The sequence below is a fragment of the Klebsiella sp. G-Nf4 genome, assembly GCF_002810615.1.
GTDB classification, from domain to species: Bacteria; Pseudomonadota; Gammaproteobacteria; order Enterobacterales; family Enterobacteriaceae; genus Klebsiella; species Klebsiella variicola.
Map to the genome: position 1 here is coordinate 138355 of NZ_PION01000002.1, position 18215 is coordinate 156569.

General features: G+C 61.6%; 22 protein-coding genes. 2 read left to right on the forward strand and 20 right to left on the reverse strand.

Features of this window, described 5'->3' with window-relative positions; translation table 11 throughout:
* Positions 1 to 55 precede the first annotated feature (55 nt).
* The 3 genes from CWM57_RS06745 to argA form a co-directional block, all read right to left on the reverse strand.
* Positions 56 to 376 carry a hypothetical protein gene (locus CWM57_RS06745; protein ID WP_077268448.1) on the reverse strand — a complete coding sequence of 107 codons (321 nt, stop codon included), beginning with the start codon at positions 374 to 376 and terminating at the stop codon, positions 56 to 58.
* 74 nt (positions 377 to 450) lie between these two features.
* Positions 451 to 765 (reverse strand): hypothetical protein, encoded by a 315-nt coding sequence (locus CWM57_RS06750; protein ID WP_049162135.1) that lies wholly within the window; start codon positions 763 to 765, stop codon positions 451 to 453.
* A 231-nt stretch (positions 766 to 996) separates the two neighbouring features.
* A complete protein-coding gene (gene argA, locus CWM57_RS06755; protein ID WP_061153427.1) occupies positions 997 to 2328 on the reverse strand; it encodes an amino-acid N-acetyltransferase in 1332 nt (443 codons plus the stop codon).
* Positions 2329 to 2555: 227 nt separating this feature from the next.
* Here argA and amiC point away from each other — a divergent pair, with 227 nt between their 5' ends.
* Positions 2556 to 3809 carry an N-acetylmuramoyl-L-alanine amidase AmiC gene (amiC, locus tag CWM57_RS06760; protein ID WP_008806319.1) on the forward strand — a complete coding sequence of 418 codons (1254 nt, stop codon included), beginning with the start codon at positions 2556 to 2558 and terminating at the stop codon, positions 3807 to 3809.
* A gap of 17 nt (positions 3810 to 3826) precedes the next feature.
* Positions 3827 to 4903, forward strand: a complete 1077-nt coding sequence (cobD, locus tag CWM57_RS06765; RefSeq protein WP_100631308.1) for a threonine-phosphate decarboxylase CobD — start codon at positions 3827 to 3829, stop codon at positions 4901 to 4903.
* A gap of 3 nt (positions 4904 to 4906) precedes the next feature.
* On the opposite strand, the gene CWM57_RS06770 is transcribed toward cobD, so the two are convergent.
* The 17 genes from CWM57_RS06770 to pduE all read right to left on the reverse strand — a co-directional run bounded on the left by CWM57_RS06770 (position 4907) and on the right by pduE (position 18204).
* Complete coding sequence (locus CWM57_RS06770; RefSeq protein WP_133122271.1) at positions 4907 to 5773, reverse strand: L-threonine kinase; 867 nt, start codon at positions 5771 to 5773, stop codon at positions 4907 to 4909.
* Positions 5774 to 5864: 91 nt separating this feature from the next.
* Complete coding sequence (locus CWM57_RS06775; RefSeq protein ID WP_100675814.1) at positions 5865 to 7079, reverse strand: acetate/propionate family kinase; 1215 nt, start codon at positions 7077 to 7079, stop codon at positions 5865 to 5867.
* Positions 7076 to 7516, reverse strand: coding sequence for a propanediol utilization protein PduV (pduV, locus tag CWM57_RS06780; protein ID WP_074387671.1), 441 nt, complete (start codon positions 7514 to 7516; stop codon positions 7076 to 7078). Before pduV ends, CWM57_RS06775 begins: the two co-directional genes overlap by 4 nt.
* Before the next feature lie 4 nt (positions 7517 to 7520).
* A complete protein-coding gene (gene pduU, locus CWM57_RS06785; protein ID WP_074387672.1) occupies positions 7521 to 7871 on the reverse strand; it encodes a propanediol utilization microcompartment protein PduU in 351 nt (116 codons plus the stop codon).
* Positions 7871 to 8425, reverse strand: a complete 555-nt coding sequence (pduT, locus tag CWM57_RS06790; RefSeq protein WP_100675815.1) for a propanediol utilization microcompartment protein PduT — start codon at positions 8423 to 8425, stop codon at positions 7871 to 7873. Before pduT ends, pduU begins: the two co-directional genes overlap by 1 nt.
* A gap of 2 nt (positions 8426 to 8427) precedes the next feature.
* Positions 8428 to 9780 (reverse strand): 4Fe-4S dicluster domain-containing protein, encoded by a 1353-nt coding sequence (locus CWM57_RS06795; protein ID WP_100675816.1) that lies wholly within the window; start codon positions 9778 to 9780, stop codon positions 8428 to 8430.
* The gene (pduQ, locus tag CWM57_RS06800) at positions 9777 to 10889 is read right to left on the reverse strand and encodes a 1-propanol dehydrogenase PduQ (protein WP_074387674.1); all 1113 of its coding nucleotides are present in this window, start codon (positions 10887 to 10889) and stop codon (positions 9777 to 9779) included. Before pduQ ends, CWM57_RS06795 begins: the two co-directional genes overlap by 4 nt.
* An 11-nt stretch (positions 10890 to 10900) precedes the next feature.
* Positions 10901 to 12289 (reverse strand): CoA-acylating propionaldehyde dehydrogenase PduP, encoded by a 1389-nt coding sequence (gene pduP, locus CWM57_RS06805; RefSeq protein ID WP_074387675.1) that lies wholly within the window; start codon positions 12287 to 12289, stop codon positions 10901 to 10903.
* A complete protein-coding gene (pduO, locus tag CWM57_RS06810) occupies positions 12286 to 13302 on the reverse strand; it encodes a two-domain cob(I)yrinic acid a,c-diamide adenosyltransferase PduO (RefSeq protein WP_100675817.1) in 1017 nt (338 codons plus the stop codon). The genes pduP and pduO overlap by 4 nt, the downstream gene beginning before the upstream one ends.
* Positions 13303 to 13312: 10 nt before the next feature.
* Positions 13313 to 13588 carry a EutN/CcmL family microcompartment protein gene (locus CWM57_RS06815; RefSeq protein WP_100631315.1) on the reverse strand — a complete coding sequence of 92 codons (276 nt, stop codon included), beginning with the start codon at positions 13586 to 13588 and terminating at the stop codon, positions 13313 to 13315.
* A 3-nt stretch (positions 13589 to 13591) separates the two neighbouring features.
* Entirely contained in the window at positions 13592 to 14083 is a 492-nt protein-coding gene (pduM, locus tag CWM57_RS06820; protein ID WP_074387677.1) for a microcompartment protein PduM, read from the reverse strand.
* Positions 14080 to 14712, reverse strand: coding sequence for a phosphate propanoyltransferase (locus CWM57_RS06825; protein WP_012540670.1), 633 nt, complete (start codon positions 14710 to 14712; stop codon positions 14080 to 14082). The genes pduM and CWM57_RS06825 overlap by 4 nt, the downstream gene beginning before the upstream one ends.
* Positions 14712 to 15179: a BMC domain-containing protein gene (locus CWM57_RS06830; protein WP_074387678.1), complete on the reverse strand. Its 468-nt coding sequence runs from the start codon at positions 15177 to 15179 to the stop codon at positions 14712 to 14714. Before CWM57_RS06830 ends, CWM57_RS06825 begins: the two co-directional genes overlap by 1 nt.
* Positions 15180 to 15200: 21 nt before the next feature.
* On the reverse strand, positions 15201 to 15476 hold the full coding sequence (gene pduJ, locus CWM57_RS06835) for a propanediol utilization microcompartment protein PduJ (protein WP_002915806.1): 276 nt from the start codon (positions 15474 to 15476) through the stop codon (positions 15201 to 15203).
* Positions 15477 to 15494: 18 nt separating this feature from the next.
* Positions 15495 to 15845, reverse strand: a complete 351-nt coding sequence (locus CWM57_RS06840; protein WP_012540672.1) for a glycerol dehydratase reactivase beta/small subunit family protein — start codon at positions 15843 to 15845, stop codon at positions 15495 to 15497.
* Positions 15835 to 17667, reverse strand: a complete 1833-nt coding sequence (locus tag CWM57_RS06845; RefSeq protein WP_100675818.1) for a diol dehydratase reactivase subunit alpha — start codon at positions 17665 to 17667, stop codon at positions 15835 to 15837. Before CWM57_RS06845 ends, CWM57_RS06840 begins: the two co-directional genes overlap by 11 nt.
* 12 nt (positions 17668 to 17679) lie before the next feature.
* Positions 17680 to 18204: a propanediol dehydratase small subunit PduE gene (gene pduE / locus CWM57_RS06850; RefSeq protein WP_012540674.1), complete on the reverse strand. Its 525-nt coding sequence runs from the start codon at positions 18202 to 18204 to the stop codon at positions 17680 to 17682.
* Positions 18205 to 18215: the final 11 nt, after the last annotated feature.

The window sequence follows — 18215 nt, forward strand, 5'->3', positions numbered from 1 at the left end:
CCGCATCCGGGCGATGGGAAAATAATGCAGCCCGTTGCCCGGACTGGCAGAAAAATCAGTAGCTGAAGAACATGGGGATGAGCCAGAGCCCCGATATCGAGTTCATGGCAAAAAAATACCACCCATAGCGCATGGGGAGTGATGACGTTGAGAGATCGGCAATAACGATAACAACCAGTGAAATAATCAGGTTGGCTATCGACATGACGATAAACAGCAATGCCCCCATCAGCCCGGCCGCCATGGCGCCGGATGAGGGGCCTCCGCTACCCGCCATCATCGTTATCAGCAACAGTACCCAGGGATAAAGGGAGATGACCAGCACGATATTTTTGATGTTTCGGGTCACCCAGTTGGGCTGCTTTTCTATAGTCATTATCTGTCCTTAGCGTAATGAAATATTTATCGTGCGTTTCGCCTGAATCATGATGACGGAGGGGCGCTTTAAGGTCATATGGCCAGCAGTCCGAGCCACAATAGTGATATCGAATTCATCGCGAAAAAGCGGACTGCCGCGCCGCTGGCCAGCGGTGGGGAGGAACAGCGGGCAACAAAAATCACCAGCGAGGAGATGAGAACATTCATGCCGGATGTCAGGGCCAGCAGGAATAATATCGCGATGGCGGCGCCGAGCGCGGCATAGCCATGCTGATGATGGCGCTGGTTATCCCAGAGGAGCAGTATCATCAGCAACCACGGATAGAGGGTGACCGTGGCGGTAATGAGGTTGATATGTCTGACCAGCCAGTTCGGTTTGGTTTCCATTATTTCAGCGATCCTTGCAGGGTGGGTGGTGGCCGTTGCGCCAGTCGACGTCCTGTCGACAGTCAGTAGCATATCGGTGAGCCAGCGAGAAAGAAATGGCTTGCGCGGAAACCAGGAATTTCGCCCGCGTGTCGCAGACAGGCGCCGTTGCGAAGAGGGGCTGAAGAACGGCCCGGAATGAGACGATAAACGCCGTTTTATCCTGGGCCGTTAGAAAGAGTGAAGAAGGGCTTAAGCGAGGTCGGCCATCAGCACCTTCGACCGACGCTGATAGTTATACATCTGCTTTTTACTCTCTGGCAGCAGGTCGATATCCACCGGCGTGAAGCCGCGCTCCTGGAACCAGTGGATGCTGCGGGTGGTTAGCACGAACAGCTTGCTCAGCCCCATCTGTCTGGCCTGGGCGGCAATACGCTCCAGCAGCACCTCTCCCCGCGACGAGCTCCGGTAATCCGGATGCACCGCCACGCAGGCCATTTCGCCGATCTTCTCTTCCGGGAAAGGATAGAGGGCAGCGCAGGCGATAGTGGTGTTATCGCGCTGAATAATGGTGAATTTGTCGATCTCCATCTCCAGCTGCTCACGGGAGCGGCGCACCAGGATGCCCTGCTGCTCAAGCGGGCTTATTAGCTCAAGAATACCGCCGATATCGTTGATGGTCGCCCGGCGGATCTGCTCCGCGCTCTCCATCACGATCTGGGTGCCGATGCCGTCGCGTGAGAACAGCTCCTGCAGCAGTGCGCCGTCTTCCTGATAGCTGATCAGGTGGCAGCGCCGCACGCCGCTGCGGCAGGCCTTCACGGCCCCGCGCAGAAAGCGCACGGTACCGGAGTTATAATCTTCGTCCGCTTCCAGCTCTTCGACGCGGGCCTGTGCTTCGTTGGGGAACAGTTCGGAGACAATTTCCCCTTCCTGGTTGTAGACCCCCTGCGACGAACAGAAGCCGATCATTTTCTCTGCCTTCAGCTTAATGGCCAGCTGGGTGGCGATCTCTTCAGAGGTCAGGTTAAAACTCTCGCCGGTGACCGACACCGCGACCGGCCCCATCAGCACAATGGCGCCACTGTCGAGCTGACGATGAATCGCCTCTTCGTCAATGCGGCGAATGCGTCCGCTGTGGCAATAATCGACACCGTCATCGACACCCAGCGGCTGGGCAATGATAAAGTTGCCGCTGACGACGTTGATATGGGCTCCCTGCAGCGGGGTATTGTTGAGGCTCATCGACAGGCGGGCGGTGATCTCCAGCTGCAGCATCCCCGCCGCTTGCTTAACCAGCTCAAGCGTTTTAGCGTCAGTCACTCGCGTCTGCTTGTGATAGACCGGCTCGTGATGGTGCTCGGCGAGGTTAGCGTCAATCTGCGGGCGGGCGCCATAGACCACGACCAGACGAATGCCCAGGCTATGCAGTAATCCTATGTCATTGACAATACTTGAAAAATTCTCATGCTCAATGGCTTCGCCGCCCAGCATGATGACAAACGTTTTTCCCCGATGGGCATTAATATAGGGAACAGAATGGCGGAATCCTTCTACCAGTTCAGTGCGACGTTCCTTCACCATGACAAACCCTCAATGCATGATTATTCGTAATTATTGTATTTTTATTCTGTTTTGCCGTTAAACGCAAGTGCCAATTTTAGGCTAAGCCACGAAAAACATGTGACCCGGCGCAGGGTGTCAATGAATGTTTACCCTTTTATAGATGACAGGTTATATGCCTTTCGTTAAAGTTTCTGGTCAATCTGTTTGTTTTGGGTACAAATGCGTTTTTATTGCTTGGGAGTGGCATGTCGGGAAACAACTCTGGATTAAGCCGTCGCCGTCTGTTGCAGGGCGCGGGCGCCATGTGGTTAATGAGCGTGAGCCCTGTGGGGCTGGCTGCCGATGCGCGAGTGGTCGCCGTCCGTGTCTGGCCAGCATCGACCTACACGCGCGTCACGGTAGAATCGAATCATGTGCTGAAATACCGGCAGTTTGCCCTCAGTAACCCGGAGCGGGTGGTGGTGGATCTTGAAGGGGTTAACCTGAACTCTGTGCTGAAGGGCATGGGGGGGCAGATCCGCGATGACGACCCCTTTATTCAGTCCGCCCGCGTGGGCCAGTTTGATCCGCAAACCGTGCGCATGGTCTTTGAGCTCAAGCAGAACGTTAAGCCGCAGCTGTTTGCTCTCGCGCCGGTGGCTGGCTTTAAAGAGCGTCTGGTGATGGACCTCTATCCCGCCAACGCCACCGATGTTCAGGATCCGTTGCTGGCGCTGCTCGAGGATTACAACAAAGGCGATCTGGAGCGTCAGGTGCCGCCGGCGCAAAGCGGACCGCAACCGGGCAAAGCCGGGCGTGACCGGCCGATTGTCATTATGCTCGATCCCGGACACGGCGGCGAAGACTCCGGCGCCGTGGGGAAGTATCGCACCCGCGAGAAAGATGTGGTGCTGCAGATTGCCCGCCGCCTCCGGGCGTTGATCGACAAAGAAGGCAATATGAAGGCCTATATGACCCGCAACGAAGACGTGTTTATCCCGTTGAAGGTGCGTGTCGCCAAGGCGCAGAAGCAGCGCGCCGACCTGTTCGTATCGATTCACGCCGACGCCTTTACCAGCCGCCAGCCCAGCGGTTCCTCAGTGTTTGCCCTCTCCACCAGGGGGGCAACCAGTACCGCGGCAAAATATCTCGCCCAGACGCAGAACGCCTCGGATCTGATCGGTGGGGTCAGCAAGAGCGGTGACCGCTATGTCGACCACACCATGTTCGATATGGTGCAGTCCCTGACCATTGCCGACAGCCTCAAATTTGGCAAAGCGGTGCTGGAGAAAATGGGCAACATCAATAACCTGCACAAGAATCGGGTAGAGCAGGCAGGCTTTGCGGTGCTGAAGGCGCCGGATATCCCCTCCATTCTGGTGGAGACGGCGTTTATCAGTAACGTGGAAGAAGAGCGGAAGCTGAAAACGGCCAAATTTCAGCAGGAGGTGGCCGAGTCGATCCTCGCCGGGATTAAAGCCTACTTCGCCGACGGCGCGACGCTGGCCCGTCGCGGATAACCACACAGGAAAGGGACATGGCCTTACTGAAAAGCGCCCATGGCGGCAATATCCGCGAGGCCGCCGCCCTGCTGGGTATTGCCCCCGCAGAGCTGCTGGATTTTAGCGCCAACATCAATCCGCTGGGGATGCCAGCTTCGCTCAGGCAGGCGATCGTCGACAACCCAGGCTGCGCCGAGCGCTACCCTGACGTTGAGTATCAACAGCTGCACCAGGCGCTGGCGGCCCACCATCAGCTGCCGGCGGCGCATATCCTTGCCGGCAACGGCGAAACTGAATCGATCTTCACCCTCGTCCACGGCCTTAAGCCGCGGCGGGCGATGATCGTCATTCCCGGTTTCGCGGAGTACCGGCGGGCGTTGCAGATTGTGGATTGCGAGGTGGTGGAGTATGCCCTCCGGGAGCGCGATGGCTGGCAACTGACTGACGCGATCCTCGATGCCCTCACTCCGGGGCTAGACTGCCTGTTTCTTTGCACCCCGAATAACCCCACCGGCCTGCTGCCGGAGCGGGGCCTGCTGGAAGCCATTGCGCAGCGCTGTCGGGCGCTGAACATCAGCCTGATCCTTGACGAGGCCTTCCTCGATTTTATGCCCGACCAGCCGGGATTTATTCCCCTGCTGGCGCAGTACCCGCACGTCTGGGTTCTGCGTTCTCTCACCAAATTTTATGCCATTCCGGGGCTGCGTCTTGGCTACCTGCTGAACGCTGACGCACAGGCGGTGGCCCGGCTACGCGAGCGACAAATGCCGTGGTCCATCAATGCCTATGCCGCTCTGGCCGGGGAGATTATCCTCCAGGATCGGGAGTATCAGCGGGCCACCTGGCAGTGGCTGCAGGAGGAGGGGACGCGTCTCTACGCGCAACTGCAGGAGATTGCCGGCCTGACCGTGTGGCCCGGGCGCGCCAACTATCTGTTCTTGCGCTGCGACAGGCCAGGGCTTGACCTGCAATACGCCCTGTTGCGCCAGCATGTGCTGATCCGCAGCTGCGCCAACTACCCGGGGCTGGATAGCCGTTATTTCCGGGTGGCGATCCGCAGCGCCAGCGAAAACGATCAACTGCTGGCGGCGTTGCGCCGGGCTCTGGCCTGAGGCCTACTGCAGGGCGACGCCCCCGGGCACCATCGCCAGCAGATGCTGCTGCGGCCAGTGGGCGGCGATGTCGCTGTCTGCCAGTCGCCATTGGAGAAATTCGACGTCATGACGACGGCGGTCCAGCAGCAGGCCGACGACGCTGCCGCTGTGCGCCACGTTAAGGCCATACAATCCTGCGCTTTCCACCAGTTGCAGTAGCGCGTCAAACCCCGGTTTGGGTAACAGCTGCTGGCTGGCGATGGCGCTGATGGTCGCCGCTTCGCCCAGCAGCTGTGGGCTGCCGCAGTGGCAGGCCTGCTGCACTTTCTCCCACGCGAGCTGCAGCCGGGAGGCGTTAGCCAACAGACCCGCCTCGCGCGGCAACTGGTGGTAGTCGGTGGTGCGTAGCGTCAGCGGGCTCTCCAGTACTAACAGGTCGAGCGCCGGCGGCGCAGGGCAGGCGATTTGCGTGGCGGCGGTATTATGGTCGAACAGCGTCAGCTGGCGAAACAGGGTGCTGTCGGTAGGCTCCAGCGCGACGCACAGACGCGCCAGCGTCGGCTCATCCAGCGGATGGCCCAGATGGTGGGCGGTGGCGACGGCGGTGGCGGCGATATCGGCGGTGCTGCTGGCCATCCCTTTGGCCACCGGGATCGTTGAGTGCAGGGTGATGCGGATCTGCTGGCTCAGCGCTGGGGGATAGCCCCAGTGGGCCAGCAGCTGGTCGACCATCGCCCGCGACAGCGGCCGCTCATCTTTTCGCGGCACCCCGGTCTCGACCTCGACGGTGCTGTACCAGTCCACCGGGCAGGAGACCAGTTTCTCGCTGCCGAGGATCCAGCCCTGGATAAGTTCTCCGCACGAGGCGGGACATTGTGCAACAGCCACGTTTTCACCTTTCCGCTTACCTTCGCCAGGGCGCATAGTGGCATGGCGACCCGCCGGTTACCATGATTCTCCGCAAGAGGAGGTACGTCGTTTATGCCGACACCGCCAGCTCTCGCGCCTGCGGCAAGGCAAGACGCATGACGTCGCGGGCAATCATTAGCTCTTCATTGGTGTTGATCACCGCGACTTTGACCAGCGCGTTATCCGCCTGAATAAAGGTCGCGCTCCGCTGGTTTTTCTCGTCGTCCAGCGCGAGGCCGAGAAAGTGCAAATTGCGGCAGATCGTCGCCCGCGCCCGGGCGGAATTCTCGCCAATGCCGCCGGTAAAGATCAGCGCATCCAGGCCCCCCATCTGCATGATATAGCTGCCGATAGTTGCGCGAATGCGTTCGGCAAACAGCGACAGTGCCAGAGCTGCGCGTTCATTGCCGGCGTCGGCTGCCTGTTCGACGTCGCGGTAGTCAGAGGACACACCGGAGATGCCAAGCAGCCCGGATTCATTATTCAGCAGCTGGTTGAGCTGCTGGGCGGATTTCCCCTCTTTCTCCACCAGCCAGGGAAGAATCGACGGGTCGATATCGCCGCTGCGGGTGCCCATCATCACCCCGGACTGGGGAGTAAAGCCCATTGAGGTATTCACCGACTGCCCGCCTTTGATGGCGCAGACGCTGCAGCCATTGCCCAGGTGGCAGCTCACTACCCGCAGGGCGCTCAGCGGTACCCCCAGCTTTTCCGCCAGCGCGCTGCTGACATAGTGATGGCTGGTGCCGTGAAAACCGTAGCGGCGAATGCCCAGCTCGGCGTAATAGCGCCAGGGCAGGGGATAGAGCCAGGCCTCCGGCGCCAGGGTCTGGTGAAAGGCGGTATCAAAGACCGCCACCGCCGGTACCGCGGGTAACAGCTGGCGAAAGAGACGTATGCCCAGCGCATTGACCGGGTTATGCAACGGCGCCAGCTCCGCCAGGCGTTCGATCTCCCGCAGGGTGTCGTCGCAGACCAGCGCGGCGTCTTTGAAGCGTTCGCCGCCGTGGGCGACGCGGTGGCCAACGCCGTCTATCTCCTGCAGGCTGCTCAGGATCCCGCGGCCGGTCAGCGCCTCCAGCAGCAGGGTCACGGCCTCGTGGTGATCGGCGATGGGCAGCGTCTCCTGCCATTTCTGCGCCGGCGTTTTCAGCGTAAAGCGGGCCTCGGGCAGGCCGATACGTTCGATCAATCCCTGGCAGAGTAGCGCTCCCTGCGGCATGTTAAGCAACTGAAACTTCAGGGAAGAGCTGCCGGCATTAATCGCCATGATTTTATAGGTCATTGATGTTCCTCTGTATTCAGGCAGGCGAGCAGGTCGTCAAGCCCGTCGCCGGTTAACGCGCTGGTGATAAAGATATGTTCGGCGCCCGCCGCGTTGAGCCATGCCTGGACCTGTTCCAGACGGGGCGGGGCGGCCAAATCGGCTTTGGTGACCACCCCGATAACCGGGCGGTTCATCGGGGCGGTAAACCCCGGAGAAAAAGGTGACCAGGGCGCATCGGCATTCAGTACCAGCGCGATGACATCGGCCTCGCAGGCGCTGGTGAGCAGCGCGCTGTACAGGCAGCGGTTTTCCAGATATTCCCCTGGGGTGTCGATCGCGGCCGGCGTCCAGACGATGGCCTGCGTTTTCTGATAACGCAGCGTTTCGCCACGCAATACCTGGGTCAGCGAGGTTTTGCCGCACTGACTGGGTCCGATAAGCATCAGGCGCTTCATGGGCTCAGGTCCGGGTGATCGGGCAGGCGGTGAAGCGCATCAACTCGCCGAGCGTGCGCGTAACCTGCTTTAGCGCGTACTCCACGGCGGAGACATCGCCGGTTAACACCACCGCGCCGGTGAAGCGATCGAGAAAGCCGATCTCCACCGCGCCGGACTTAGTGGCGATGTCACAGGCGATGATCGACGCCTCACTGGGGGTAATGGTGAGAATGCCGATAGCGGAGACCGCGTCCGGCAGGCCCAGCTTTTTGAACAGGTCTTTGCCCGGATTGGCGATGAGGTGTGCCAGAGTGACCTGTTTGCCCGGGACATACTCCTGGATCATGCGTTCGGTAGGGGGTTGCGGTTCCATTATCCCTCCATCAGCTGTTGCCACAGCACGTCGTGCGGTCGCGGGATCACTGCCCGGTAAACCAGCAATCCTTTCTCGCCTGCGCTGTCGCTGGCCACCGTGACGGCGTTGTCGACATCGGCGATATCGCCAGCCACCACCATGTAGCACTTGCCGCCGATACCAAACGCCATATGGATGCGCACCAGGGTGACGTTGGCCGCTTTCACCGCACGGTCGGCGGCGCTGATGCACGCTGCCACGCTCCAGGTTTCGACGATCCCCGCCGCCTGCCGCTGCTCGACCACGTTGAGTCCGCTGATCGCCGGCAGTACGCTGGGGTGAATGTTGGCCAGCACCAGGCTGTCCACCAGCATCTCCCCGGCGCGCGCCGTGCCGGCGGCGATTGCCTGCTGCACGGCGCCGACGTCGCCGCCCAGCATCAGCAGGAATTTTCCCGGGCAAAGGGTTCTGCAAAGCAGGAGCTGTACGTTCGCGCTTTTCAGCATGACGTCGCCCAGCTCCATCCCCCTGGCGATGCTGGTTAGTTCTAAAATTCCGATAGCCTGGGTCATGATTAACCTCTTACAAGCGTAATGGCCTGCTCCGTGATGGCGGAGACCAGGCCGTCAATACTGGCGTGTACCGGCGCACCGAGGGCGTCGGCAGGGATGTCTGCCAGCAGCTGGCCGCGCGTGACTCGCTCTCCCGGCGCGACGCAGGGAACGGCGCTGATGCCGATATGCTGGCGCAGCGGCAGGGTGACGCAGCCCACCTCCGACTCCACCGCCGTCAGCGGCGCCTCCTGATACCAGGGATCAAGCCCCAGTTTGCTGATGAGCCGTTTGACCGGCACCAGGCGGTGTTTCGCCATCTCGTCCGCCGGACGCAGCAGGCCTTCGTAGCGCAGGTTTTTCGCCCTCAGCTCACGTTTCAGCAGACGGTTGATGCGCATGGGGGAAATCCCCACCGGGCAGGCGACGCTCTCGCAAACGTTGCACTCCGAACAGGTCAGGGCGCTGAGCAGCAGCGACGGGGTGGCCGCCTGGCGATAGTTCACCGCCCGCACCAGCAGGTGGGGAGAAAGCTCATGGCCGATCAGGTGCCGGGGACATAAATCTGTGCATAAACGGCACTGTTCACAGACGGTACGGGCGATGGCGAGCAGCGTTCGCTCATCCTGCCGCCGTCGCTGGATCAGTAGGTGGTTGCCCGGGAGCACCAGCAGGCCGCCGGTGGTTTTGGTGACCGGTGTCTCCAGGGAGGTCATAAGCGAGCCCATCATCGGACCGCCGTTGATAAAGCCCGGATCGTCAACCGTCGCGCCGCCGGCCAGATCCAGCACCTCGCGCAGCGACATGCCCAGCGGCACGGTCAGCGTCAGCGGGCGGGCGACAGCGCCATTGACGGTCAACGTCCGACGGGTCACCGGATAGCCCTGCTCCACGGCTCTGGCGATATTCAGCACCGTCTGCACGTTATTGACCACTACGCCGACGCTGACCGGCAGCGCGGCAGGCGGCACGCGACGACCCGTCGCCAGCCAGATAGTGAGCACCTCATCCCCGGCCGGATAGACGTCAGGCAGAATATGCAGCCGGGCCCATTCCGGGAGGCGCGGGGTTAACGCCGCAATCGCCGGAGCATATTTCGCCTTCAGGGCAATGATCCCTTCCCGGGCGCCGGTGGCGGTCATTGCGTAACCCAGGCCGCGAATCAGTCGGTCAGCCTGCTGCGCCATCAGCTGTTGATCAACCTTCAGCATCGGTTCGCATTCGGCGGCGTTCACCAGCACGGTATCTACCCGGGCCTGCAGTTTGATGTGGGTCGGAAAGCCCGCCCCACCGGCGCCCACCACGCCGGCGGCCCGGACGCGCTCGCGGATCTCCGCCGCGTCAATGTCTGGTAGTGGCACTATCGCTTCACTCATTGCAGGCTCTCCAGCAGTCGCGCGATGGCCTCACCATCGACCGGGCGCGGGTTGGTGCGCAGGGTGGCGTCGGCCAGCGCGGCCGGCACCATGGCGGGAATTCGCGATAAGAAAAGGGGATATTTTTCCTGCAAGGCGCCCTTGAGGGTGGGAATGGCGCACTGCTGTTTCAGTGTTTCCACCGCGGCAATCAGCGCCTGGAGAGCCTCCTGTTCGCCAGCTTCCGGCGGGCAGAACCGGCAGGCCCTGGCCAGGCGCGCATAGCGCTTCGCCGCTCGCGGCTCGCCGGCGTTGAAGCGGATCACCGCGGTCAGCAGCAGCGCGTTGGCCAGGCCATGGGGGAGGTGAAACTGGCCGCCAAGCTGATGGGCGATAGCATGATTGAGCCCGAGGCCAGCCTGGCTAAAGGCCATGCCGGCAAGGGTTGAGGCATTGTGCATTTTACTGCGGGTCGCGACGCAGTCGCCCTGGCGAACCGCAACGGGCAGGGCGCGAAATACCAGCCTGGCGGCTTTTTCCGCCAGCGCATCGGTAAAATCGGTGGCCTGCGGCGATACCCATGCCTCAAGGGCGTGGGTCAGGACGTCCAGTCCGGTATGGGCCGTGATGGTGGGCGGTACGCTGACCACCAGCACCGGGTCAAGGATCGCCATATCGGGACAGAGTGCCTCATGGAACAGCGGGTATTTGATCCCTTTTTCCGGATCGCTGATGACGCAGGCGCTGGTCACTTCCGACCCGGTACCGCTGGTGGTGGGGATCGCCACGCAGGTGTCGACAGGCAGCCCGCCCTGCTGGCTGAACCAGACGATCGCCTTGGCGGCGTCCATCGCCGAGCCGCCGCCGAAGCCGATCACCACCTGCGGACGCAGGGCCTGCATCTGCGCTATCCCTTTCGCCACGGTGTGAATGGTCGGATCCGGTGTAATATCGCTGAACACGCTGACGCGGTTGCTGGCGGGCAGCGCGGCGCGCAGCCGCTCGAACAGCGGCGATCGTGCCAGGAAGCCGTCGCAGACGATCCAGATGTGCTGATGGCTAAAACGCTGCAGCGCGGCCAGGCTGCCCGGGCCGCTATAGAGGCGCGTTTGCAAAGAAAAGGTGTGCATGGCGCCCCCGGTTAGCGAATGGAAAAACCGTTGGTCAACACGCAGCGCCGCAGGCGGGCGAACGTCCGCGCGGAGGTGGTGCCTTCCCCGGTTGGCGTGGCGATGGTGAAGGTGGTAAACCCTTCGCCGCCGACGCCGATTCCCGCGTAAGACGGGCCATTTTTGACAAAAATGGAGGTCTGCAGCGTGCGTGCCGCCAGATTGAGCCGCGAAACATTCTGCGAGTGCATGATAGCGGTGTGGTGCAGACCCTCCTCAACGCGCAGCGCCAGCGCCAGGGCACTGTCAAAATCGGCGACCCGGACGATCGGCAGCACCGGCATCAGTTGCTCGCAGGTCACCCAGCGGTCGTTCGCCTCCACCTCGGCTATCAGCAGGCGAGGGAGGCGGGGCGGAACGGCGAGACCGGCGGCCGCCAGCAGCGCAGCCGGACTTTTACCGACCAGTTTTTTATTCGCCGCGCCGTCGGGCAGGCAGACGGCGCGCAGGGTATCGGTCTCCTGCGGGCTCAACAACAGCGCGTCAAAATCCTGCAGTTGCTGGATCAGGCGGTCAGCGACGGAGGCGACGACGATCAGGCTTTTTTCGGCGATACAGGGCAGGTTGTAATCGAAGGCGGCGCCGCTGATGATATCTTCGGCGGCTTTGACGAGATCGGCCGTTTCATCAACGATGCACGGTGGATTGCCAGCGCCAGCGCCGATCACTTTTTTTCCGCTTTTCATCCCCATCGCCACAATGCCAGGGCCACCGGTGATAGCCAGAACGGCGATCTGCGGGTGGGCCATCATCTGTTGGGTGGCCTCAAAGGTCGGCTCGGCGACGGTTACCACCAGGTTACGGATCCCGCTGCAGCGGTAGGCGATGTCTTCGATCCTGGCAATAAGCTTTAACGAGACCTTTTTCGCGCCTGGATGAGGGCTGAAATAGACGCTGTTGCCCGCCGCCAGCATACTGATACTGTTATTGATAATGGTTTCTGTTGGGTTGGTGCTGGGCGCCACGGCGCCAATGACGCCAAACGGCGAGTACTCAAACAGCACCATCCCGCCATCGCCGGTGAGGGCGCTGGTGGTGAGATCCTCAATGCCCGGCGTGTTTTCAAGCGCGGCTTTATTTTTCAGATATTTATCTTCTTTGTTGCCCATGCCGGTCTCCGTGGCGCTCTCCTCCGCCAGCGTCGCCAGCTCGGGGGCCAGCGTCTCCCGCAGGGCGCTGATAATGGCGCTGCGGGTTTTTAGCGGACACTGCTGATAGCGCAGAAAAGCCTGATGGGCGGCGCCGATGGCGCTGCCGACGTCGCGGAAAATGCCCTGCTCTTGCTGAGGGACAGGAGGCGTCGGCGCGAGCTTTTCGCTGAGAATGGTGCGGATAAGGGTTTCCAGTTCTGCTGTATTCATTGATGTGTTCTCACGTTAATGGCCGCAATGGCAGCCTGTGCAATAGCCATATCCTGCTCGACGCTGCCGCCGCTAATCCCGAGGCCGGCTATTAGCTGACCATCGCGCCACAGCGGATATCCGCCGCCAAAGGTGACGACTTTGCCCTGCAGATGGCTCTCCAGACCGTACAGCGCAGCGCCTGGCTGTACGGTCGTCGCGAGCTCGTGGGTGGCGGTTTTCATGGCGACGGCGGTCCAGGCTTTTTTGGGCGCCAGCTCGCTGCTGACCAGCAGCGCATCGGGCATTCGCCAGGCCACGGTTTCGGTACCGTGTGCGTCAACGATGCTGACCACCACCGGCACCTGCAGCTGGCGGGCGTGTTCGATGGCCTGACGGGTGAGTTGATGCAGCTCGTGAAAGGAGAGTGACCCGGCCTGGGCTTTGGGCGCGTCGGACGCAGGCGACCCGCTGGCGGCCAGGTAGCGGGCCGCGATCTCCGCCACGAGGCGGCGCTGGTGATCGGCCTGATCCTCGCTGCGCGCCAGGGCATACAGGCAGTCAGATAAGCGGTTCAGATAACGCAGCAGTATCTGACGGATAGTAACCTCTGCCGCCAGCTCGACCAGCCGACGCTCCGCCCGACGGGAAACGGTGCGGGCCAGGTGCAGAAGACTGGCGGCTTCGCAGCGTCCGGGCAACACAAACTGGTGCAGCGCCGGCACGCGGGCCATCTCGCGATCGATGGTCTGCTCCAGCAGGGCAATCTCTTCGCTGCTGATATAGCGCTGACCCGGTGATGGCTGTTCGCTGTCGCTGGCGAGCTCCGCGCTGAACCAGAAAATATGCTGCTGCAGGGCTTCGAGCAGGACGCGATGTTCCTCTTCAGCGACGGCGCAGACGCACAGGCTCAGCACCGCGTTCAGTTCATCCAGGGTGCCGTAGGCTTCGACGCGCGGATGCGTCTTGCTGACCCTCTGGCCGGTAAAGAGTGATGTACTGCCGGCATCGCCGGTTCGGGTATAGATAGCCACAGGCGCCCCCTTAGCGTGCAAGTGAGTCAACAATGCCCACAACGGCAAGATCGATGGCCTCATTCGGGCCGCTAAAGACGTGGCGTGCACTCGAGCCGCTGCAGAGCAGCACCAGCTCGCCGACGCCAGCGCCAACCGAATCTACCGCCACTTCATCGCCGCTCGCGGGCGGAAATGGATGTTCGTCGTCTGTGCTTACCCGGCGCACCAGCAGCAGTTTTTTGCCGTTCAGAGAGGGCGATTTTTGCGTCGAGACGACGGCGCCGGTCACGCGTGCCAGATGCATAGTTCACTCCTGCTTAATCAATTGAACATGCCGCGCGACGGCCGCTTCGCGGGCGAGGGCGGTGATAATGGGGTGGCGGCGCAGCACCAGATAACCTCCGTGGAGGCGGGCTACATCGGCGTAGGTGAGCACCGACGCGGCGTGAAGTCTGACGGGCTGGCCAAGCGGGTCGCTGAACGTCAGCGGCAAGCGGGCGAGTTTTTTTACCGCCAGCGCGGGGAGCAGGGCGGGAAGCAGCGTTAGCTGTACCCGAACGCCCCAGGCCATCGCCTCATGCAGTGCGCAACCGGCGGCCGCCAGCGCGCGCTGGCCGGTAAGCTGTTCCAGCAGCGGTAAATCCACCTGCACGATGCGCAGCGAAGCGTGCTGGCACAGCAGGCTGCGGATATCCGCTTCGCCGAGCTGGGCCACGCTGAGCGTGGCCGTACTCAGGGCGCGACGGCGCAGGCGGGCGGCGACCTCCTCGACGATACGCTGCAGCATCGCGTGGTTCATGGCTTCGTCACCAGCGTAGCCCAGGCCTGCGCAGCGTCAGCGCCTGCCGCATTGGCTTCGTCAGTATCGATGTGCATCTCAAGACGCATATCCGGGGCTACGCGGACCGCTACATTGTCGAAGATAAGCCGCCTGTCGCTACCTTCGATCGCCACCGCGACGCTATCGCCATGGGCGACGCGCAGGATCAACGCATCAAGCGGGGACATATGAATATGTCGTTGGGCGACGATCGTCCCGCTGCTCAGCTCCAGTTCGGCAAAGGGGCTTATCAGGCGGATCCCCGGCGTGTCCTGCAGATTGCCTGACATGCGCAGCGGCGCGGCGATACCGAGGGTCCGGGCGTCGGTGCGTGAGATTTCCACCTGGCTGGTCTGGCGCAAAGGGCCGAGCAGGCGCACGTTATTTAATCGTCCTTTGGGGCCAACCAGGGTCACCGTCTGCTCTGCAGCATACTGTCCGGGCTGCAGCAGCGCTTTTTTCGGCTGGATGGGCTGAGCGGGAAAAAGCCTGGCATAGTCCTCCGCCGCTAAATGGATATGGCGACTGGAGATACCGATTGGGATGGGACGCTGGCGCATCTCATCCAGCACTTTGTTGACTGTCGAAGCCAGCTGTTGTTTATCCATTACGCGTCACCTCGTTTACCGGCGTGCAGGCACTGCGAGCGGGGTTCGCCTTTTTGCCGTGGACAGTGCGGGTCCAGGCACAGGTTGCAGGTCACCTGCTCCGCAGGGCGGGGGAGGGTGTCTGCGGGATCTCTGCGCTCATCCATTACGGTGGCGTTCTCCTCTTCCTGAGCGGCGTCAGGCGTTGGTGAAGGCGCTTCGACGCGGGCTGGCAGCAGGCCTGCGCCGGGCCTGGCGATAACCTTCTGCGCCACCAGCCCCTGCTGCCGTTCGGCGAGTTCGGCCCCGGTCATCACCGCTGCCTGGACAGAGGCCACATCACCGGCGATCTTCACCACCATCCAGCCGGAGCCGTTGGTCTTTTCCAGGGCGAGCAGCGTGATGGCGGCCGCTTTCGCCATGGCGTCGGCGCAGGTGATGGCCAGGGCCAGGCCGCTGACCTCAAGTAATCCCAGTGATTGCTTCACGCGGTGCTCCTTCTTTCCAGGTCAGACGGATTTCGGCAGAATGGCCTCAACATCGCTGTGCGGACGTGGGATCACATGGCTGGACTTGACCTCGCCGACCACGCTGGCCGCCGCGCTCCCGGCGTCAACGGCGGCTTTGACCGCGCCGACGTCTCCGCGGACCATCACGGTAATCAGCCCGGAGCCAATTTTTTCGTAACCAATCAACTGCACGTTGGCGGATTTCACCATTGCATCAGCGGCTTCAATGGCGCCAACCAGGCCTTTCGTTTCAACCAGTCCTAGTGCGTTATTCATACTTTGTTCTCCTGTGGATTAAGCATTGCGATCCCGAAATGGGATCCCTTTGACGAGACGAGCCGCATTGTTGCCAGTGTTTCGCCGGGCCAGCCTGTCCTGGTGATACCTCAGCGAAAACAGCGGAGTTGATGCGGGTAAATTTTTGTAGTGCACGATGAGCTGTTCCCGGTCGCAGGCGATGCCCACCAGCAGCGGCGAACGCTGCGCCGCCTGCCAGGCGTGATGGACCAGATCGCCGCCGGTCCGCGGTTGCAGAACGAAAGGAATGCCTTCCTCTTCAATGCCCAGCAGGACATCGCGCCACTGTTCGCTGCATTCGTCAGTGACCGCAATGACGATGGCGGGGGTGACGAGGCTACTCTCCATGCGTACCCCCTTTTTGCCAGGCAAGGAGTAATCCGCTGGCGACCGCATTGCGCGGGCCTTCACTGCCGCGGATGTTGCCGCGCCCGGCAACCAGCCGGTAGTGCGCCAGCGCGTCGGTGACCAGCTGGGGGATCTCGAAATCGAGGGACGAGCCGCCCACCAGCACCACGAACGGGATGTCGCGAATGTTGCCGGTAGGGCTCACCTGGCGTAACGCCCGCAGGGCGTTAGTGACAAAGACGCGTGATTTGGCGCTACGGCGAATGGCGCGCACTTTCTCCAGCGGCAGATCGCCGGGCAGGGGAACCAGTTCATCCGGTTTCACCACGCAGACGCGGGCAAATACCGCCGGTGGTAAGGCCGACGGAAAAAACTGGACGCTGCCGTCTTCATGACGCAGATGAAACAGGCTTTCGACTTTCGCCAGCGGGTATTTTTTGATCTCTTCCGCCAGGTAGCGGTCCTCAAGCCCCAGCTCGCGGGCGATGATCATCGTGACCATATCGCCGGCGCCGGCCAGGTGAGTGGCGCTGATCTCCCCTTGCGCATTGATAATCGAGGCGTCGGTCGACCCGGCGCCCAGATCGAGGATCGCCAGCGGGCGCGTGGTGCCGGGAGTGGTGAGCGCCCCGAGAATGGCCGCTTCCGCCTCGGCGCCACCCACCTGAACCGCAATCTGCAGTTTGTGCTCAATTTCACGGGCGATCAGGGCCATCTGCAGGCGATCCGACTTGACCATCGAGGCGATACCCACCGCCTGCTCCAGCGAGAACTCACCTGCCAGGCCGCCGGTCACACTGACCGGCACCGCCGTATCAACGGCCAGTAGATCCTGAATGCGGATCTCCTGAGCTGGCTTATTGGTAAGCTCCGCCATGGTCTGGCGCAGATGCTCAAGCATGCCGCCGATATTCGTGCCCGCTTCTCCCGCGACGTTGTCCAGTTTGCCGCAGCCGTCAACCGCCTTCATGATGGCTTCCGCCCCGGCGGCCACATCAACCTGTACGCTGCGCCCCTGAGCGATGAGCAGCAGATTCCCCGCCGGAATAGTGCGGGCCTTAACGTCACCGGAGGGGGTTTTCACCACTACGGCCGAACGATTACCAATCAGCGCCCGCGCCATTGGCACGATATTTTTGGTCTCCTCGGCGTTGAGATCGAAAACGGTCGCAATACCGTAGGGGTTGGAGAGCGTTTCGATGATCTTGCCGGGTAAAGCGACCTCGACCGCCGCCAGCATGCCAAGTGGAATACGGTCGATATGGTGAACTTCATCGATCACCGGCAGCGGTTGCTGTAGCCGGTTATTAACCAGCACGCCGTCATCCTGCTGCAAAATAATGCCAGTTATCTGATAGCCCGCCGCCGTTGCCGCATTGACCATCGCGGCGACATCGGCAAAGTCAAAGGCCGAGGAGACCACCAGAATATAGGGGGACTCCGCGGAGCAGGACAGCAGCGCCTCCGGTGTGATGGTGATACCGACCCCCAGTCCGACGCCGCCGGGTGTCTTCGGGTTGTGGCCGATCATGGTGGACTCGGTGATGATGGTTTCCGTAATGGTCTCCATCGCCACATCGCCAATGACCGGCGTGGCTTCGTTAATGCGAATAAGCGAGATATCGCTGACCTGAATGCCTGCCGCTTTTGCCGCCTGTGTTAGCGCCTCCTGAATACCGAACACATTACGTAATGTGCCTTTAATACCGGTGGTTTCAGCCAGCGCGCTGTGGCGGATGTTCAGCACACCTGCGTCATCGACCGTCGCCAGGGCGACCTCTGTCGATGAGTTGCCAATATCAATGCCAGCGATATAGCGCATGCTTGCCCCCTGTTAATCGTCGCCTTTCAGTTTCTTACGCTCGACGTACAGCCCGGCCGCTTCCCGAACAAAGGCGGCACAGAGCCGGGCCTGGTAGCGATGCTCGAGGTCATCAGCGATCGCCAGTAGCTCCGCCTGGGTGGAACGGTATGGGCGCAGGGCGTTGTAGATCTCAAGGATCCGGTCGTCGGGAACCGCGGTGAGCTCGGCGGCCCGCTCAAAGTTCATCGCCAGCCGATCGCGTCCGGCATCCTGAGCGATCGCCGCCTGCATGCGCAGCGTTTCCGGTGTGATACGCATGTCCTGCGCCGTAACACGATCGCTTAATACGTTCTCCAGCGTCAGGTCATCGAGCGTTTTATTGGTAGCGGTTTTGACCCACTCCGGATGGCGGGTGGCTAACGGGTAGTCGCTGACTTTAGGCTGGCGAGCGGTGTCGTTTGTCGGCGCGGCTGGCGCGGGCGTTGCCCCGTCCTGTAGGCTGTTCATCCGGCTCAGCACGTCGCGTACCATGGATTCAATTGCGTCGGTATTCATCGGGATATCCT

Coding starts and splice junctions, on each gene's coding strand:
- pduT (WP_100675815.1), bottom strand. CDS start 8,425: ATGACCCAGGCTATCGGAATTTTAGAACTAACCAGCATCGCCAGGGGG.
- CWM57_RS06845 (WP_100675818.1), bottom strand. CDS start 17,667: ATGCGCTATATCGCTGGCATTGATATTGGCAACTCATCGACAGAGGTC.
- pduV (WP_074387671.1), bottom strand. CDS start 7,516: ATGAAGCGCCTGATGCTTATCGGACCCAGTCAGTGCGGCAAAACCTCG.
- pduU (WP_074387672.1), bottom strand. CDS start 7,871: ATGGAACCGCAACCCCCTACCGAACGCATGATCCAGGAGTATGTCCCG.
- CWM57_RS06775 (WP_100675814.1), bottom strand. CDS start 7,079: ATGACCTATAAAATCATGGCGATTAATGCCGGCAGCTCTTCCCTGAAG.
- cobD (WP_100631308.1), top strand. CDS start 3,827: ATGGCCTTACTGAAAAGCGCCCATGGCGGCAATATCCGCGAGGCCGCC.
- argA (WP_061153427.1), bottom strand. CDS start 2,328: ATGGTGAAGGAACGTCGCACTGAACTGGTAGAAGGATTCCGCCATTCT.
- pduE (WP_012540674.1), bottom strand. CDS start 18,204: ATGAATACCGACGCAATTGAATCCATGGTACGCGACGTGCTGAGCCGG.
- pduJ (WP_002915806.1), bottom strand. CDS start 15,476: ATGAATAACGCACTAGGACTGGTTGAAACGAAAGGCCTGGTTGGCGCC.
- amiC (WP_008806319.1), top strand. CDS start 2,556: ATGTCGGGAAACAACTCTGGATTAAGCCGTCGCCGTCTGTTGCAGGGC.
- CWM57_RS06840 (WP_012540672.1), bottom strand. CDS start 15,845: ATGGAGAGTAGCCTCGTCACCCCCGCCATCGTCATTGCGGTCACTGAC.
- pduQ (WP_074387674.1), bottom strand. CDS start 10,889: ATGCACACCTTTTCTTTGCAAACGCGCCTCTATAGCGGCCCGGGCAGC.
- pduM (WP_074387677.1), bottom strand. CDS start 14,083: ATGAACCACGCGATGCTGCAGCGTATCGTCGAGGAGGTCGCCGCCCGC.
- CWM57_RS06815 (WP_100631315.1), bottom strand. CDS start 13,588: ATGCATCTGGCACGCGTGACCGGCGCCGTCGTCTCGACGCAAAAATCG.
- CWM57_RS06750 (WP_049162135.1), bottom strand. CDS start 765: ATGGAAACCAAACCGAACTGGCTGGTCAGACATATCAACCTCATTACC.
- CWM57_RS06745 (WP_077268448.1), bottom strand. CDS start 376: ATGACTATAGAAAAGCAGCCCAACTGGGTGACCCGAAACATCAAAAAT.
- CWM57_RS06825 (WP_012540670.1), bottom strand. CDS start 14,712: ATGGATAAACAACAGCTGGCTTCGACAGTCAACAAAGTGCTGGATGAG.
- pduP (WP_074387675.1), bottom strand. CDS start 12,289: ATGAATACAGCAGAACTGGAAACCCTTATCCGCACCATTCTCAGCGAA.
- CWM57_RS06795 (WP_100675816.1), bottom strand. CDS start 9,780: ATGAGTGAAGCGATAGTGCCACTACCAGACATTGACGCGGCGGAGATC.